The following is a 16,886-nucleotide window of genomic DNA, read 5'->3' as shown; positions in this document are numbered from 1 at the left end:
CGGTTGCGCCGGTAAAATGCCCTTTATAAACGTCAAGTCCGCCCTTTTCGGGACCGGCTTCGGAGTCTGCTCGTTCACTATGGCACTAATCACACTGGGTATTAACCATCGCACGGCGCCACTGGAGATCCGTGAGCGGGTAGCTTTTACGCCGGAGCGTATACCGGACGCATTCCGTGAGCTGCAGGTGGCTACCGGCGCCAGCGAGGCGGCTATTCTGTCCACCTGCAACCGCACGGAATTGTACCTTGCCGGTGACGACGACTGTGCCCCGGTCCTGCTGCGGTGGCTGGCTGGCTTCCATGAGCTGGCGCCGGCTGACCTGGAAAATTCCGTGTATATCCATCGGGACAGTGAAGCGGTGCGGCATGTGATGCGTGTGGCTGCTGGCCTGGATTCCATGGTGTTGGGTGAGCCGCAGATACTGGGGCAGCTGAAGGACGCCTACGCCCTGGCCCGGGAGCATGGTGCCAGTGGTTCCTTCCTGTCGCGCCTGTTCGAGCATACCTTCTCCGTGGCCAAGCGGGTGCGGACCGAAACGGCCATCGGTGAGAACCCGGTGTCTGTTGCCTATGCAGCGGTCAGCATGGCGCACCATATCTTCTCCGACCTGTCCCGTAACCGGGCGTTGTTAATCGGTGCCGGCAAGACCATCGAACTGGTGGCCCGGCATTTGTCAGAGGCGGGTGTCAAAGACTTCATTGTTGCCAACCGGACCGTGGAGCGGGCCCAGGCCCTGGCTGAGGCCCACGGCGGGCGGGGCATTGTGCTGTCCGATATACCGGAGCACCTGAAGGATGTTGACATTATTATCTCCTCCACGGCCAGCCCGCTGCCTATCCTGGGCAAGGGTGCTGTCGAGCGGGCGCTGAAAAAGCGTAAACATCGTCCTTATTTCATGGTCGATATCGCGGTGCCCCGGGATATCGAGCCGGAAGTGGCCCGCCTTGATGATGTCTACCTGTATACCGTTGACGACCTGCGCCAGGTGATCGAAGAAAACCTGCGCTCCCGGGAAGGGGCTGCGCGGGAAGCGGAGAACCTGATCGTTGCTGGTACCCAGGACTTCCTCAGTCAGATTCGAGCCCTGGATGCAGTGTCTACCCTCAAACAATATCGCGAGCGTGCGGAGGCTTTGAGGGACCTGGAAGTGGCCAAGGCGCTCAAGGCGCTGAGCAATGGCAATGATCCCGAGACCGTGTTGCGCAGCCTGGCCCGCGGGCTGACCAACAAGCTGTTGCATGAACCTTCAGTGCAGGTACGCAAGGCGTCTGCTGAAGGTCGTCCGGAAGTGGCCGGGTGGCTGCGCGAGTTGCACCAGCTCGAAGCCCTGGACCCGCAGGACAGTCCCATCACACTGGAAAAAACATGAAAGCATCCATTCAGGCCCGCCTCGAGCAACTGGTTGACCGCTTCGAGGAAGTCAGCGCGTTGCTGGGTGACCCGGGCGTGATTGCTGACCAGAAGCAGTTCCGTGAACTATCGAAGGAATTTGCCGAGATCGAGCCCATCGTCCAGTGCTTCCAGGCCTGGCGTCGCACCCTGGACGACCTGGCTACCGCCGAGGAGCTGGCCCGGGAAGGGGATGCCGACATGCGTGAGATGGCGGAGGAGGAAATAACGTCCGCCCGCCAGAAACGCGATGAACTGGATGAAGAACTGCAACGGTTGATGCTGCCCAAGGACCCGGATGACAGCAAGAACGTATTCCTGGAAATCCGCGCCGGCACCGGCGGCGACGAGGCTGCCCTGTTTGCCGGTGATCTTTTCCGTATGTACAGCCGCTATGCGGAAACCCGGCGCTGGCAGGTAGAGGTGATCAGCGCCAGCGAGGGAGAGCACGGCGGTTACAAGGAAATCATCAGCCGCGTCAGTGGTGATGGCGTCTATGGTGCCCTCAAGTTCGAATCCGGCGCGCACCGTGTGCAACGGGTGCCGGAGACGGAGTCCCAGGGGCGTATCCATACTTCCGCCTGCACCGTGGCCGTTATGTCGGAAGCGGACGAGGCCGAGGCTATCGAGATCAACAAGGCCGATCTGAGGGTAGATACCTTCCGTGCGTCCGGTGCTGGTGGTCAGCACGTCAACAAGACGGATTCGGCCATCCGTATCACCCATATTCCCACCGGTATCGTAGTGGAGTGCCAGGAAGAGCGTTCCCAGCACAAGAACCGGGCCAAGGCCATGAGCTTCCTGCAGTCCCGGCTCAAGAACATGGAGGCGGAAAAGCAGGCCCAGAGCCAGGCTGCTGCCCGCAAGAGCCTGGTGGGCAGTGGCGATCGCTCTGAGCGTATCCGCACTTACAACTTCCCCCAGGGGCGTGTGACTGACCACCGCATCAACCTTACCCTCTATAAACTGGATGAGGTGATCGCAGGCGACCTGGGCCCGGTGATCATGCCTTTGCAGCAGGAGCACCAGGCAGACCTGCTCGCCAGCCTGTCGGATGAGTGAACCGTTGCTGACCTGCGAACAGGCCCTGGCAGAGGCTTGCGGACGGATCGGGAGCGAGTCTCCGCGACTGGATGCGGAGTTACTGCTGGCGGAGGTCACCGGCTGGTCCCGGACCCGCTTCCGGGCCTTTCCCGAGACGGAACTGACGGATAAACAGCTAGAGCATTTCCGCCATCTGGTTGCACGACGTTCAATGGGTGAGCCCATCGCTCACATCCTGGGCCACCAGGACTTCTGGTCGCTGACCCTGGAAGTCACCTCCGATACCCTGATCCCCCGCCCGGACACCGAGTGCCTGGTGGAAGCCGCCCTGGAACTGGAACTGCCTGAAAGGGCACGGGTCATCGACCTGGGGACAGGCACCGGCGCTATCGCCCTGGCCCTGCTCAGGGAGCGGACGGGCTGGCAGGTGCTGGCCGCGGACCTGGTGCCTGCAGCGGTCGCCCTGGCTCGCCGCAATGCCGAGCGATGCGGCCTGCCGCTCACAGTGATCCGCAGTCACTGGTTCGATGAGGTGGAGCCACAGCAGTTTGACCTGGTCATTTCCAACCCGCCTTATATAGAGGAAGGTGATCGCCACCTGTCCCGGGGCGATGTTCGCCACGAGCCCGATTCGGCCCTGGTATCCGGCTCCGACGGGCTGGACGCGATACGACACCTGGTAACCGAGAGTCAGCACTGGCTTACCCCCGGGGGCTGGTTGGTGCTGGAGCATGGCTACAATCAGGGGGAGGCGGTAAGGTCACTGTTCCGGACCGCCGGCTATTCGGGTATCGAGACCCGCAGGGACTATGGTGACAATGACCGGCTGACTCTGGGGCGCTGGCACTAATTTTTTTGCCACGGAATCCACAGCCCTTCGACAAGCTCAGGGCGAACGGGGTACGGACAAATGAAAAGAATTCTCAGCCACGAAATCCACGAAAGAACACTAAAAAATGACAATGGAAAAGCAGCCTTTGTTTTTTTAACTTTCGTGTTCTTTCGTGGATTTCGTGGCCAAAACAGCACCCTCAGTGCGTTCCGCTTGCCCTGAGCCTGTCGAAGGGCCGCAGATTCGCTAGCCAATCAAGGGTTTCATAATGCTCAACGACAATGAACTCCTCCGATACAGCCGCCAGTTGCTCCTCCCCAGATTCGATGTAGAAGGCCAGCTGGCCCTGAAGCAGGCCCGGGTACTGGTGGTCGGCAGCGGAGGCCTGGGCTGTCCGGTTGCCCTGTACCTTGGCGCAGCCGGGGTGGGACAGCTGGTGCTGGCGGATGACGACGCAGTTGAATTGGCCAATCTCCAGCGGCAGATTGCCTTCGGCCAGGCCGCGGTTGGCCGTCCCAAGGCCGAGGTACTGGCCGAGCGGGTCAGGGCGATCAACCCGGAGATTTCGGTAACGGCGCGCGTGGAGCGGCTGGAAGGGGAGCTCCTGGCGGAAGTGGTTGCCGGCGTGGACCTGGTGCTGGACTGCACCGACAATTTCAATACGCGGTTCGCCCTGAACCGGGCCTGCGTTGCGGCCCGGGTTCCGCTGGTCTCCGGTGCGGCTATTCGCGGAGAGGGCCAGGTGTCGGTATTCGATTCCCGGGACGAAAGCAGCCCCTGTTATCACTGCCTGTATCCGGAGCAGGGCAATGAGGACCTGACCTGTTCCGAGGCCGGGGTGATCGGTCCGCTGGTGGGTATGATCGGTGCCACCCAGGCCATGGAGGCCATCAAGGTGATTTCCGGCAAGGGGCGACCATTGATTGGCCGTCTGCTGATCCTGGATGCCTGGCAGATGGAATGGCGGGAGATGAAGCTGGCCCGGGATCCGGATTGTCCGGTTTGTAGTTGACAGTTATCTTCAGCCTCGCAGCGCCAGGACATTATCCAAGGCTGGCGGCGAGAATGGCACCAAGGTTCCAGCGCGTAAGGTGAGGACCTTTTCCGGGACCTTCAAAAACAGGGACGTTTTTGAAGAGCCTCCATGGATGGATTCACGGCGTGTCCCGGAAAAGGTCATCGCCGTTCGCGCCCCGCAGCTGGTCGCAGTCTTGTATGGCTTCAGGCATCGGAACAGCAATAAACATACTGGAGTGAATCTCAGCCCGGCTGGCCTGCCAACGCGGGGGTGGCGCGTGGAGCGATACCTTTTTACGGGACACGCCCGCGAGTACGTCCATGTAGGGCTCGACGAGCGCCTTCCCTGGCGCTCGACGGTCCCGGAAAAAGGTCTCCCACCACACGCTTCATACCAAGGTGCCAGCCTCCAGGTTCAGCGAGCTACCTTTTTAACGCCTCAAACCGCGCAATAGCTTCTTTCCGGCTCTCTTTGAGGTCCACTATAGGGCGAGGATACCCCCCGGGTATCACACCCCCGGCACCTGGGTTGTGAATCCGCTTGTTATCCAGTTTGGCCAGCTCGGGCACCCAGCGACGGATAAACTCCCCCTTCGGATCAAACCGCTCACTCTGGGTCACCGGGTTAAACACCCGGAAGTAGGGCGCCGCATCCGTGCCGGTGGAGGCGCTCCATTGCCAGCCGCCATTGTTGGAAGCCAGGAAACCGTCCACCAGGTTCTGCATGAACCACGCCTCCCCAAGGCGCCAGTCGATAAACAGGTTCTTGCTCAGGAACATGGCGGTGATCATCCGCAGGCGATTGTGCATCCAGCCGGTTTCCCGAAGCTGACGCATACCAGCGTCCACAATCGGGATGCCCGTGCGCCCCGCCTTCCAGGCCTCGAAGTGCTCGCCGGGATCGTTCCAGCGCAGGGCTTCCGTGTCCGGTTTGAAGGCCCGGTGCATGCTGACCCGGGGGTAGTGATAAAGGATGTGGATGTAGAAATCCCGCCAGGCAATCTCGTTGACCCATGTGCTGAATCCCTCCTGGTTACCACCACGCCCCTGTGCCTCCCGGGCTGCTATCAGGCACTGCCGCCCGGACAGGGCTCCAATGGCCAGGTAAGGTGAGAGCTGGCTGGTGCCATCCAGGGCAGGGAAGTCTCGCCTGGACTTGTAGTTGCCGCATCGCTCATCAAGGAACGACTCAAGCTGGTCGTGGGCGCTGCTCTCTGAGGGAGCGACCAGCGTGGGTGGCGGAGAGGGGAAGCCCAGGTTTTCCGGGGTATGGCCGTGGGGACTCCAGGGTAGCGGTTCACCCGCTGGGTCAGGTACCGGGAAAACCGTGGGAGAGGTGTCTTCTATCCATTGGCGCCAGCGCCGGGAGAAGGGGGTAAATACCGAATAGGGTTCATCCTTGCCCGTGCGTATGGTACCGACCGGTGCCACGGTCTGGTCCCGGTATTTTTTGACCGTGATGTCGTCTTTCGTCAGCCGGTCATGGACCTGTTTGTCCCGCCGACGCTCGTTGATTCCGTATTCTTCGTTGAAGTGCAGCGCACGGATACCATGCTGGTGGCAGTAATCTGCCAGTTGCTGAAGGCTTCCGGCGAAGTCGTCACCTTCGAGAATATCAAGCGCTATGCCCAGCTTCGCCAGTTGCTGTCCCAGGTCGTCCAGGTGGCCCAGTAACTGACCGACCCGTGCAGGGGACCAGTCATGCTGCTGCCATTGACCGGGGGTGAGTATAAACAGCGCCTGGACATTTTGCTGCTTGCCGCAAGCCGCGGCGAGGGCGGGGTTATCGGCGGTGCGAAGGTCGTTACGGAACCAGACCAGGTGGGGCATGGCGACAATCCTGAAGCTATGGGGATGAATGAACGGCAGGGGATTATTCGCCGGAAGTCCCCGGCTGGATTATAGTGAGTGTAGCTTATTGATTCTTTAAAAGTTCCCCGTTGGCAATTATGCGTATTGAGTGGAGGGGCATTGCCCCTTCTAATGCGCTCAGTTTCATGGCCCCTATAACAACACAAGGAACCAGACCATGCCTGGAAATTCACCGCCCAAGCAGGCGCCCGGTGAGGGTGTCAGTGAGCGTGTTGCCCTCGGCTGGAGGGAGTGGCTGGCCTTGCCGGAGCTGGACATCCCGCGCCTGAAGGCAAAGGTGGACACCGGTGCCCGCACGTCTTGCCTGCACACCTTCCGAACCGAACCCTACACGGAAAATGGCCAGCGCCGAGTGAAGTTCTGGGTACACCCGGAGCAACACAACCTGCATAACGTGGTGGAGTGTGATGCGGTGGTAATTGATGAGCGCACCGTCACCGATTCCGGTGGCCACCAGGAAATGCGACTGGTCATTGAAACCCGTGTGGTAGTGGGTGATCAGAGCTGGCCCATCGAAATGACCCTGACCAATCGGGATTCCATGCGATTCCGTATGCTGTTGGGCCGAACTGCCATGGCTGGCCGCTGTACGGTCATGCCGGAAGCCTCCTATCTCGCCGGAGAACCGGTACTGAGGACTGACGAATGAAAATAGCAATTCTCTCCCGTAACAGGCACCTGTATTCCACGCGTCGCCTGGTGGAAGAGGGTATTAACCGGGGGCACGAGGTGCGGGTGATTGATGCGCTGCACTGCTCCATGAATATCACATCCGCCGATCCCCGGATCCATTATCACGAGGAAGTGCTGGAGGACTTCGATGTGGCGATTCCCCGTATCGGCGCCTCGGTGACCTTCTACGGTACGGCGGTGCTGCGCCAGTTCGAGATGATGGGCGTGTTCCCGGTCAACGAATCCGTGGCCATTACCCGGTCCCGGGACAAGCTGCGGTCGTTGCAGCTGCTCGCCCGAAAGGGCGTTGGCATGCCGGTCACCGGGTTCGCCAACAAGCCCGATAACGTCCCGGAGCTGCTCCAAATGGTGGGTGGTGCCCCGGTGGTCATCAAGCTGCTGCAGGGAACCCAGGGCATCGGCGTGGTACTGGCGGAGACCCGCAAGGCGGCGGAGAGTGTCATCGAGGCCTTTATGGGCCTGAAGGCGGACATCCTCGTGCAGGAGTTCATCAAGGAAGCCGGCGGGGCGGACATTCGCTGCTTTGTGATCGGTGACAAGGTGATCGCTGCCATGAAGCGCCAGGGCGCAGAAGGGGAATTCCGTTCCAACCTGCACAGGGGTGGCACTGCATCGCTGGTGCGTATAACGCCGGAAGAGCGGCGTACCGCCATCACTGCCGCCAAGGCCATGGGCCTGAACGTGGCCGGTGTCGACTTGTTGCGCTCCAGCCGTGGTCCACTGGTGATGGAGGTGAACTCTTCACCTGGCCTGGAAGGCATCGAAAATGCCACCGGCAAGAACGTAGCAGGTATGATCATCAACTGGACTGAAAAGAACCATAAACCCTGGAAAACAAGAACCAAAGGCAGAGGTTAACCTGTGGCCCGAGCACCCTTTGTTATAGCGGACACTGAAATCAAGGCCGGCACCCGACAGACCGTCGAGGTGCCTGTTGCCAAGCTGTATACCCACACGCCCCTGCACATTCCGGTGGAGGTGGTCCATGGCCGTCGCGACGGCCCGGTATTGATGGTGTGCGGTGCCATTCACGGTGACGAAATCAACGGCGTGGAAATCGTCCGCCGGGTGCTCAAGAACTCCGCCCTGCGTCACCTTCGGGGCACCCTGGTGGCGGTGCCCATCGTCAATATCTTCGGATTCGTGCAACGTACCCGCTACCTGCCGGACCGGCGGGATCTTAACCGTTGTTTTCCCGGCAGCGAGAGCGGCTCCCTGGGTGGGCGCATTGCCTATCTGTTGCGCACCCAGATCATGGAGAAGGTCACCCACATCATCGACCTGCACACTGGCGCCATTCACCGCTTCAACCTGCCGCAGATCCGGGCCGAGCTGAAAAACCCGGAAACCGTGCGCATGGCCGAGGCCTTCGGCGCGCCGATCATCCTCAATGCCAGCCTGCGGGAAGGCAGCCTGCGGGAATACGCCGACTCCCAGGACATCCCGGTAATCACCTTCGAAGGTGGTGAAGCGCTGCGGTTTGACGACGTGGTCATCACCAGCGGCGTAAAAGGCGTAATCCGGGTTATGCGCGCACTGGAAATGATCCCCAGCAAGAAGGGGCCGAAAGCGCCCCGCAAACGGTCCGAAACCGCGGCCATGTCCACCTGGGTGCGGGCGGATATCGACGGTATCATGCGGCCCGTAGCCAAGCTCGGTCAGAAGGTGCGCAAGGGCCAGCGCCTGGCCATGGTTGCAGACCCGTTCGGTGAGACTGAAGAAAGCGTGGTTTCGCCCATCTCCGGCATCGTTATCTGCGTCAACAACCTCCCGCTGGTGAATGAAGGCGAAGCCATCTACCACGTCGCGCGGTTCGATGAACTGGGGGAGGCAGAAAAGGCCATGGACTACTTCCGCTCGTCCCTCGACCCGGAAGTGACAGAAGCGGTTTTGCCTGTACATCCCTGGGATAATGACCCCAAGTAAACGGATTACCCGAGCTTATCCAGGGTAGTAGACGTCAGCGGTAACTGACAGGTTAGCTCGGACGGTGTGGCGGGACAGGTTTTCGCAGCAGGGCCATGGATGGCCCGGAGCAAGGCGGGCGCCAGGACGGCCCCTGAATTGCGGCGGAGAAAACCTGTCCCGCCGCAGCGGCCAGCCCCCAAACCCTGACCCCGAACCCAAACTGGAACAGAGCGGACCAAGAAAGAGGAGCCAACATGATCTGGGACCAGGCAACCATCCAGCTCCAGGAGTACCCGAGAGGTGTCCACCTCATCACCAACGACGTGCTCGCCAACGGCCCCGATCTGGTCAACTGCCAGGTAGGCCTGCTGCACCTGTTTATCCAGCACACCTCCGCCTCGCTGGCCATCAACGAAAACGCCGATCCGGACGTAAGGGGTGATATAGAGCGCCACCTCAATGTCATGGTGCCCGAGAATGCGCCCCACTATGAGCACACGCTGGAAGGCCCGGACGACATGCCGGCACACATCAAGAGCATCCTTATCGGCCCGAGTCTGACCATCCCCGTAAGCGACGGCCACCTCGCCCTGGGCACCTGGCAGGGCATCTACCTGTGCGAACACCGTAACCGGGGTGGTGGGCGACGTATCGTGGCAACACTGCAAGGGCGCTGGTAAACGCCTGCTCCCGGAAAGGGCATGTTAGTGCCTCAACCGGTTACCTGGCTGGCCTGTTGCGCCACTGACGGCCTGACGGGAAGGTTTGGCCACTGTCTGACAGGCCCGGGCAGTTCCAGGGGAGGCCGCCGCCAAACCGCTTATGCCATCAGACCTGTTGTGCCGTCGCCGTCATACGCTGCTGACTGTACCGGCTGTACCAGCAAAGCAGGATGCCGAATGCCATCAGGGATGAAGTGATGGTAAATACCCGGGCAAAGCCGGCAGACTCGATAATTACGCCAGCCGCTGCCGGGCCGATTAACTGGCCAACTGCGAAAAACAGAGTGACGAAGCTGACGGCCACTGGCGCAAGCCGGGGGTGCACCGTTTCTGTGGAAGCGGCCAGTACCGAGGTGAACAGCCCGGACACGCACAGTCCCAGGATCAAGAAGTGAGCCGCAAAGGCTGGCAAGGTGGGTGACAGGACTGGCAAGGCCATGGCGCTCGCACTGAAGGCCATGCACAGCACCAGCGAGTTGGAACGTCCGATCCGGTCGGAGATCCAGCCCCAGAAGGGACCCGCCACCAGGCCCAGAAGCCCCATGACCGACGCCAGCCGCCCGGCGGTGAGCGTGGGCACACCGGATTCGATGGCGAAGCTGAACATGAAAATGGTCTGCACGATGTAGGTCAGGCCGACAATACCGTAGATCAGGCCGACGTTAATGACGTGGGGATTCCGGTAGACGCCGGACCTTGCTGCCGGTACCGGATCCTGCGGGCCGCCGCTGCCACCTGCGCCAGGCGGGTTTTTCAGGAACAGGGCAACCACAACCGAGACCACTACCGCTGCCGTCCCGAACACGGCCCATACCAGGCGCCAGCCGCTTTCCGGCCAGGTGGTGGTCAGCCAGGGCACCAGCACCCCGGCAATGAACAGTCCCAGCCCCACGCCGCCGTTGGCAAAGCCAATTACCGAGCCCCGCTTTTCCGGGTACCAGCTGCCCAGGAGGGAAATCAGCGGGGTATAACCGAAGGCGGTACCGAAACCAAGAAACGCCATCATGGCCATACTGAACCAGTAGCTTTCGGACAGGGCCATACCGGTGAAACCTGTCGCGGCGAAGCCCAGACCAATGAGGATCGCCTGCTTGCCTCCATAGCGTGCCGCAAACACGCCCGCCACCATCAATAATGCCAGGTACCCCAGTGCGGTGACTGTTCCCAGGTTGGCAGCCTGGGCGTAGCTGATGCCCATGCCGTCGCGCATGCCTGGAACCACCAGGCCATAGGCCAGGCGGGCAAAGACGACGAGGGTGATCGTGCACATCATGCCAGTGACGATCATCAGGGGCATCGGGGGACGGGCAGGGGTGTTCATTATCGGTACCGGTGTTGTTGTTAGTAGGCTATTCGAAAGTAGGCGAATGGCATCTGGACGTCAACAGCTGTTATGGCGGCGTTGGCTAACGGCTGATATCAAAGGTCTTTCAGGGCCTGGTCAAAACCTCGCCGAAGATTGCGATTGTGTCACCTTGCTATACATTTTGTGGAGGCTGGTCCATGATAAAAAAGTGTGTGGCGCTTGTCCGGTTGGACAAATCTGCCGTTAAATCATCAAGTTCACCATGAGGATTCTGCTATGGATTTCAGGAAAACCCTCCGACGTCCCGTCGCGCTGATCATGATCGTACTGATGAGTCTGACCACCACCGGCATGGCTTTCGCCAAAGGCACAGCCTCCCCCACAGAACCGGTATCCACAGCGGAAGTCCTGCAATCGGAGCAGGTCCGGGTGGACCGGGCCGAGCTCAAGGCGATGCTGGCCACTGGCGAGGTACAGGAGAAGCTGGCCTCCCTGGGCGTCGACCCGGACCAGGTCGAGCAACGGATTGATAACCTGACCGCAGAGGAATTGTCCGAATTCAACCAGGCGCTGGATGAATCCCCGGCAGGCGCTGGTGTAGGCGGTGTGGTTGGCATTATCGTGCTGTTCCTGCTCGTGTTCATTATTACCGATATGCTCTGCGCCACCAATATTTACAGCTTCGTCAACTGCGTCAACTGACGCCATGGCGGTATTGAAAGCCGGCCCTGCAAGGGCCGGCATCCTTTCGCTGCTCCTCGTTTTGATCGCCGGTTGTGCCGGGCCGGGAAACTACCCGGGTCCGCAAACAGCAGACCAGACCGGTGTAGCCGAGCACGCCCTGATCGACTCCGTGCCGTTCTATCCCCAGGAAGATTACCAATGCGGACCGGCCGCGCTCGCCATGGGCCTCAATCACCGGGGAGCGGGAGTTTCCCTGGCGGACATGGTCGACCGGGTGTACCTGCCGGGGCGTCAGGGCAGCCTGCAGGTGGAAATGGTGGCGACGGCGCGGGCGGAGGGCCTGCTGGTGTATCCCCTGGAAAAGGAGCTCGACGCCATCATCCGGGAGGTCGATGCCGGCAACCCCGTGCTGGTTTTCCAGAACCTTCGGCTCGACTGGTGGCCCCAGTGGCACTTCGCGGTGGTGATTGGTTACGACCTGCCGGAACAGGAGTTTATCCTGCATTCAGGCACCCGTGAGGAGGTTCGCGAGCCATTCCGCTCCTTCGACAACACCTGGGCCCGGGCGGATCGATGGGCGCGGGTCTTCCTGCCTGCTGGCGAGTTGCCCGCCACGGCGGAGCCCGTAACCTACGTTCGTGCGGCCCACGACCTGGAAGAGGTGGGTCAGGCGGAGAGTGCGGAGGCCAGCTATCGCACAGCGGTGGAGGCCTGGCCTGACAGCCTGGCAGCAGGCTTCGCCCTGGCCAACCATTTGCTGTCGAAGGAACAGTGGGGGCAGGCCAGCGAGGCGTTTCGGCGGGTACTGACCTTCCACCCGGATTCTGCACCGGGCTGGCACAATTTTGGTGTCGCTCTGGACAGTAACCAGTGTCCGGTTGCTGCACGCCGTGCGTTTTCCTGTGCCGCCACCCTGGCACCGGAGGACGAGCGTTTCCGGGCCTCCGGCACCACAGACAGGAACGATGACGGGAATGCTGCCTGCGACATTACCGATCTGCTCGCAGCAGCTGAGTGCGAAGGGCAACCATGATGAATACCCGGCTGGCAGCGCCAGCCGGGCAGGATGTTGTTCGAGCCTGTTAGCGCTTCGTGGGGCAGGTCTTGATGCCGATGATCGAATACAGCGGGCATACGCCGATGGCGGCGGTTACCAGAGGGATAATACCGATCCAGCCCCAGGGGGTCTGGGGCCCGACAAAGACCAGGCTCAGCAGAACCAGCCCGATAATGACGCGGATCACCCGATCCGCACTGCCCATGTTCTTGGTCATCTTGCCACTCCTTGTGTGGTTTATGTGATTCCCAATGTACGCTGACGGCGTACCGTGCTCAGTGATAAAGTCACATTCGATTCACTTATCGAACAGGGAGAGCCCGTGGCTGCTCAGCACGCCTTACTTGAGTGCCTGCCTTCTGGCTTGAGGGCGGAGGCAGAACAACACGCGCAACAGGTTCACCTGTCTGCCGGGGATGTGGTTTTCCGTGCAGGTGACGGCTGCCGGGGGCTGCCAATGGTGATCAGCGGCTCTGTCCGGGTGCAGATGCTGGGTGCTTCAGGTCACGGGATCGTGCTTTATCGCATGGGGCCCGATGATGTGTGCACCCTTTCCATTGGTTGCCTTATGGCAGGCAGGGGCTACCGTGCCGAGGCCCATGTGGAAGAACCCACAGAAGCCCTGCTGATGCCCCGCCAGGCCTTTGACCGGCTGATGGCAGCGTCGGCTGAGTTCCGGCAGCAGGTGATGGCTTCCTATGGGCGGCGCCTGGATGACCTGATGTTGCTGGTGGAGGAAGTTGCGTTTGGCCGGCTCGACCAGCGCCTGCTGGAATGGCTGAAAGCCCACGCCTCAGGGCAGCCAGCGCTGATTACCCACCAGGAGCTGGCGGTGGAGTTGGGGACAGCACGGGAAGTGGTCAGCCGCCTGCTGAAGGACTTCGAACGCCATGGCCGTGTGCGGCTGGCCAGGGGACGGGTGGAATTACTGCAATCACAGGAGGTCGACTGATGGATACCCAACAGCGTCACCTGATGGTCGAGGGCCATGTTCAGGGCGTGTCCTATCGGGCGTACACCGAGCGCCAGGCGAGCGAGCTGGGGCTGCAAGGCTATGTGCGCAACCTGCCCGATGGCCGGGTGGAGGTCGTTGCGGAAGGCCCCGCGAAGGCACTGGATGAGCTGGAAGAGTGGTGCTGGCAAGGGCCGCCTGCGGCAAAAGTCAGCGCTGTACGAACAGAAACCCGCCCGGCGAGCGGTGGCTTCAGCGGATTCGTGATCCGCTGAAGCCTGCGGCTGCAAACGGGTTTTGACGCCCGCTACAAATTGGCTTCGGCGTATTCCGCCAGTACTGACCGGGGCACACCCTGTAGATGGATATGGCCACCATGTCGGAAACCCTTGAAGCGCTCGGTCATGTAGGTCAGGCCTGAACTCAGGGCGCTCAGGTAGGGTGTGTCGATCTGGGCCAGGTTGCCCAGGCAGATCACCTTGGAGCCGTTACCGGCCCGGGTGATGATGGTCTTGATCTGGTGCGGCGTCAGGTTCTGGGACTCGTCGATGATGATCAGCGAGTGCTGGAAGCTGCGACCCCGGATATAGTTCATCGACTTGAAGTGCAGGGGCACCTTGCTGAGGATGTAGTCCACGCTGGCGGTCATGTTCTCGTCATCCTCGTGGAGTGCCTCCAGGTTATCCACGATGGCGCCCAGCCAGGGTTCCATCTTCTCAGCTTCGGTACCTGGCAGAAAGCCGATATCCTCGTCCAGCCCCTGGGTGGACCGGGTGGCAATGATGCGCTTGTACATCTTGCTGGCCACGGTCATTTCGATACAGGCCGCCAGCGCCAGGATGGTCTTGCCCGAGCCGGCGGAGCCGGTCAGGTTGACCAGGTGCACCTCCGGATCCAGCAGCAGGTTCAGCGCCATGGCCTGGTAGATATCACGGGGCACCAAGCCCCAGACTTCCTCGTCCAGCAGGTCCTGCCGGTGCAGGTCCTGGAGCACGAGGGTGTCTTCGTCAATATCCACCACCTTGCCGATAAAGCCCAGCTGGTCAATCACAAACTCGTTGATGTTGAGTTTTGCAAGCTCGCCCTCCCGGCGCAGGATGTGCTCGGTCACTGCTTCCCGCTGCACGGTTTCCACCTTCTCGATCTTGTCCCAGAAGGAGTTGGGAAACTCGTGGTAGCCCTTGGGCAGCAGGTCAATGTCATCCAGCAACTGGTCGTTGTGATAGTCCTGGGCCTCCACACCAAACCCGCGAGCCTTCAGTCGCATGTTGATGTCCTTGCTCACCAGGATGATGTCACGGGCCTTGTAGCGGGCCTGGAGCTCCGCCAGGGTGTTGATGATCTTGTTGTCGTTCAGGTGCTCGGGCAGGGAGTGGCTGCCCGCGTTGCCTGTGCTCATCAGTATGGAAAGGGTGCCCAGGGGCTTCGCCTTCTTGGCCCTGACGATGGGAACGCCCTTTTCGATGTCCTTGGGACTGGCATCGCCCAGCAGTTTGTCGATATTGCGGATGGCCTGGCGGCAGTCAGCCGCAACCGCCTGTTTGCCGGACTTGAGGCTGTCGAGCTCTTCCAGGACGGTCATCGGCAGGATGACATCGTGTTCTTCGAAATTGAGGAGGGCGTTGGGGTCGTGGATCAGGACATTGGTGTCGAGAACGTACATTTTTCGGCGAGCTTGCGGTGCTCTGGGCATAGGGCGCGATACCTCTCTGGCAGGCGTCTTGCGGTCTCCAGGTCCCCGGGAGTGAATGCGCAGTTCACTCGCTGTCGGCGCAGCGCCGAGTCAGGGATTGGTCGGATATCAGTTTCAGCATGTCATAGGTCGTGATGATGCCGGTGATCTTCTTGTCCCGTGTCACGAAGATGCGGTGCAGGTGTTCTCCCATCATGATATCCGCAATGTCTCGCACCGGCGTCGACTCGTCAACCGAAAACACTTGCGGGGTCATGATATCGCGAACTTCTACCGGCAAACGGGTCATTTCTTCCAGGAAGACCATGCGCAAACGGCGGACCTCTTTTTGTTCTTCCGGCGTCAGCCTCGCCCAGGCCCTGGGTTTGCGGTCGGAGGACCAGCGGAACTCGGCAATGTCCTTGAGGGTGGCGATGCCGACAATGTCACCATGGTCGTCCACCACCGGGCTGCCGGCAATTTCGTTTTCGGTGAGAAAGCGAGCGAGGCGATCCATGGTCCAGGAGGCGGGCACCGCCTTGACGCTTGGCGTCATGATGTCGCGGGCGAGAACAGTCATGGATGTCCCTTCCTTGTGGGTGGTGGCCCGGTTAACCCGGGCCACCAGGCCTATCGGCGTTCAGGCAACGTAACGTTAAGCTCCAGTACCGAGCAGTCTTCGTTGCGGTCCAGTTCGACCTGAACCTGATCGTCTTCAATCTGGACGTACTTGCGAATAACGGCAACCAGCTCCCGCTGCAATTCTGGCAGGTAATCGGGTTGTTCCCGCTTGCCCCGCTCGTGGGCCACGATAATCTGTAGTCGTTCTTTGGCAACATTGGCCGATCCCGTGTTCTTGCGAGACCGGAAATAATCGAGGAAGCTCATCCTGTTTACCCCTTGAACATCCGTGCGAAAAAGCCTTTCTTCTGGGAGCTCATAAAGCGGTGTTCCCGCTCCTCGCCCAGAAGTCGTGCGACGGCGTCGTCGTAAGCCTGGCCAGCGTCACTTTGATCTTCCAGGATGACCGGTGTGCCCTGGTTAGAGGCATTGAGCACCACCTGGGACTCGGGGATAACCCCCAGCAGCGGGATGGCGAGGATTTCCTCCACATCTGCCACCGAGAGCATTTCACCCTTCTCGACGCGATCGGGGTTGTATCGGGTCAGCAGCAGGTGTTCCTTCACCGGGTCCTGGCCCATTTCAGCCCGGCGGGACTTGCTTTGCAGTATGCCGAGGATGCGGTCAGAGTCCCGTACCGAGGATACCTCGGGATTGGTGACCACGACGGCCTCATCGGCATAGTACAGCGCCATCAGCGCGCCATGCTCGATACCGGCGGGGGAGTCACAGACGATGTAGTCGAAGGTTTCTGACAACTCGTTGATGACCTTCTCCACGCCTTCCTTGGTCAGGGCTTCCTTCTCCCGGGTCTGGGAGGCGGGCAGGATATAGAGCGTATCGACCCGCTTGTCCCGGATGAGGGCCTGGTTGAGGCTGGCGTCGCCCTGGATGACGTTGACGAAGTCATACACCACCCGGCGCTCACAGTTCATGATCAGGTCCAGGTTGCGCAGGCCCACGTCAAAATCAATCACCACGGTCTTGTGGCCTCGCTTGGCCAGGCCGGTACTGATGGAAGCACTGGTGGTGGTCTTGCCGACCCCGCCTTTTCCTGATGTGACAACGATGATTCTAGCCAAGGTTGCGGTCCTGTCTTCTGGTTAGTGTTGCG

Annotated in this window: 19 protein-coding genes; 12 read left to right on the top strand and 7 right to left on the bottom strand. The window is 60.7% G+C overall.

Annotated elements, in window-relative coordinates; all coding sequences use genetic code 11:
* Positions 1 to 79: 79 nt before the first annotated feature.
* The 4 genes from hemA to MLC59_RS01785 all read left to right on the top strand — a co-directional run bounded on the left by hemA (position 80) and on the right by MLC59_RS01785 (position 4,280).
* Positions 80 to 1,372, top strand: coding sequence for a glutamyl-tRNA reductase (hemA, locus tag MLC59_RS01800; protein ID WP_248230337.1), 1,293 nt, complete (start codon positions 80 to 82; stop codon positions 1,370 to 1,372).
* Positions 1,369 to 2,454: a peptide chain release factor 1 gene (gene prfA, locus MLC59_RS01795; RefSeq protein ID WP_248230336.1), complete on the top strand. Its 1,086-nt coding sequence runs from the start codon at positions 1,369 to 1,371 to the stop codon at positions 2,452 to 2,454. The genes hemA and prfA overlap by 4 nt, the downstream gene beginning before the upstream one ends.
* Positions 2,447 to 3,286, top strand: a complete 840-nt coding sequence (gene prmC / locus MLC59_RS01790) for a peptide chain release factor N(5)-glutamine methyltransferase (RefSeq protein WP_248230335.1) — start codon at positions 2,447 to 2,449, stop codon at positions 3,284 to 3,286. Before prfA ends, prmC begins: the two co-directional genes overlap by 8 nt.
* Positions 3,287 to 3,536: 250 nt before the next feature.
* Entirely contained in the window at positions 3,537 to 4,280 is a 744-nt protein-coding gene (locus MLC59_RS01785; protein ID WP_248230334.1) for a HesA/MoeB/ThiF family protein, read from the top strand.
* A 428-nt stretch (positions 4,281 to 4,708) separates the two neighbouring features.
* Here the strand turns inward: MLC59_RS01785 and phrB are convergent, their stop codons facing one another.
* Complete coding sequence (gene phrB / locus MLC59_RS01780) at positions 4,709 to 6,115, bottom strand: deoxyribodipyrimidine photo-lyase (RefSeq protein ID WP_248230333.1); 1,407 nt, start codon at positions 6,113 to 6,115, stop codon at positions 4,709 to 4,711.
* A gap of 199 nt (positions 6,116 to 6,314) precedes the next feature.
* On the opposite strand from phrB, the gene MLC59_RS01775 reads away from it, so the two are divergent.
* From MLC59_RS01775 to MLC59_RS01760, 4 genes are all read left to right on the top strand, one after another.
* On the top strand, positions 6,315 to 6,806 hold the full coding sequence (locus MLC59_RS01775; RefSeq protein WP_248230332.1) for an ATP-dependent zinc protease family protein: 492 nt from the start codon (positions 6,315 to 6,317) through the stop codon (positions 6,804 to 6,806).
* Entirely contained in the window at positions 6,803 to 7,708 is a 906-nt protein-coding gene (gene rimK / locus MLC59_RS01770; RefSeq protein ID WP_248230331.1) for a 30S ribosomal protein S6--L-glutamate ligase, read from the top strand. The genes MLC59_RS01775 and rimK overlap by 4 nt, the downstream gene beginning before the upstream one ends.
* Before the next feature lie 3 nt (positions 7,709 to 7,711).
* Positions 7,712 to 8,776, top strand: coding sequence for a succinylglutamate desuccinylase/aspartoacylase family protein (locus MLC59_RS01765; RefSeq protein ID WP_248230330.1), 1,065 nt, complete (start codon positions 7,712 to 7,714; stop codon positions 8,774 to 8,776).
* A 236-nt stretch (positions 8,777 to 9,012) separates the two neighbouring features.
* The gene (locus MLC59_RS01760) at positions 9,013 to 9,438 is read left to right on the top strand and encodes a secondary thiamine-phosphate synthase enzyme YjbQ (RefSeq protein WP_248230329.1); all 426 of its coding nucleotides are present in this window, start codon (positions 9,013 to 9,015) and stop codon (positions 9,436 to 9,438) included.
* Between the two features lie 148 nt (positions 9,439 to 9,586).
* On the opposite strand, the gene MLC59_RS01755 is transcribed toward MLC59_RS01760, so the two are convergent.
* Entirely contained in the window at positions 9,587 to 10,801 is a 1,215-nt protein-coding gene (locus MLC59_RS01755; RefSeq protein WP_248230327.1) for an MFS transporter, read from the bottom strand.
* 261 nt (positions 10,802 to 11,062) lie between these two features.
* Between MLC59_RS01755 and MLC59_RS01750 the strand changes: the two genes are divergently transcribed.
* Positions 11,063 to 11,488 (top strand): PA2779 family protein, encoded by a 426-nt coding sequence (locus MLC59_RS01750; RefSeq protein WP_282450807.1) that lies wholly within the window; start codon positions 11,063 to 11,065, stop codon positions 11,486 to 11,488.
* A gap of 4 nt (positions 11,489 to 11,492) precedes the next feature.
* Positions 11,493 to 12,503 (top strand): PA2778 family cysteine peptidase, encoded by a 1,011-nt coding sequence (locus MLC59_RS01745; protein ID WP_248230326.1) that lies wholly within the window; start codon positions 11,493 to 11,495, stop codon positions 12,501 to 12,503.
* Between the two features lie 49 nt (positions 12,504 to 12,552).
* Here MLC59_RS01745 and MLC59_RS01740 read toward each other — a convergent pair whose 3' ends face one another.
* Positions 12,553 to 12,744, bottom strand: a complete 192-nt coding sequence (locus MLC59_RS01740; protein WP_248230325.1) for a YgaP family membrane protein — start codon at positions 12,742 to 12,744, stop codon at positions 12,553 to 12,555.
* Positions 12,745 to 12,849: 105 nt separating this feature from the next.
* On the opposite strand from MLC59_RS01740, the gene MLC59_RS01735 reads away from it, so the two are divergent.
* Both MLC59_RS01735 and MLC59_RS01730 read left to right on the top strand, forming a co-directional pair.
* Complete coding sequence (locus MLC59_RS01735; protein ID WP_248230324.1) at positions 12,850 to 13,479, top strand: Crp/Fnr family transcriptional regulator; 630 nt, start codon at positions 12,850 to 12,852, stop codon at positions 13,477 to 13,479.
* Positions 13,479 to 13,754 carry an acylphosphatase gene (locus MLC59_RS01730; protein ID WP_248230323.1) on the top strand — a complete coding sequence of 92 codons (276 nt, stop codon included), beginning with the start codon at positions 13,479 to 13,481 and terminating at the stop codon, positions 13,752 to 13,754. The genes MLC59_RS01735 and MLC59_RS01730 overlap by 1 nt, the downstream gene beginning before the upstream one ends.
* 32 nt (positions 13,755 to 13,786) lie before the next feature.
* Here MLC59_RS01730 and MLC59_RS01725 read toward each other — a convergent pair whose 3' ends face one another.
* The 4 genes from MLC59_RS01725 to minD form a co-directional block, all read right to left on the bottom strand.
* Positions 13,787 to 15,172: a PhoH family protein gene (locus MLC59_RS01725; protein ID WP_248230321.1), complete on the bottom strand. Its 1,386-nt coding sequence runs from the start codon at positions 15,170 to 15,172 to the stop codon at positions 13,787 to 13,789.
* Between the two features lie 64 nt (positions 15,173 to 15,236).
* Positions 15,237 to 15,731, bottom strand: coding sequence for a CBS domain-containing protein (locus MLC59_RS01720; RefSeq protein WP_248230320.1), 495 nt, complete (start codon positions 15,729 to 15,731; stop codon positions 15,237 to 15,239).
* Positions 15,732 to 15,781: 50 nt separating this feature from the next.
* Entirely contained in the window at positions 15,782 to 16,039 is a 258-nt protein-coding gene (minE, locus tag MLC59_RS01715) for a cell division topological specificity factor MinE (RefSeq protein WP_248230318.1), read from the bottom strand.
* Positions 16,040 to 16,044: 5 nt separating this feature from the next.
* On the bottom strand, positions 16,045 to 16,854 hold the full coding sequence (gene minD / locus MLC59_RS01710) for a septum site-determining protein MinD (RefSeq protein ID WP_248230317.1): 810 nt from the start codon (positions 16,852 to 16,854) through the stop codon (positions 16,045 to 16,047).
* Positions 16,855 to 16,886: the final 32 nt, after the last annotated feature.

Origin of the sequence: Marinobacter bryozoorum (genome assembly GCF_023156245.1) — a bacterium.
Lineage (GTDB): Bacteria > Pseudomonadota > Gammaproteobacteria > Pseudomonadales > Oleiphilaceae > Marinobacter > Marinobacter bryozoorum.
The sequence above is the reverse complement of the archived record's forward strand: the minus strand, read 5'-3'. Positions and strand labels throughout refer to the sequence as shown.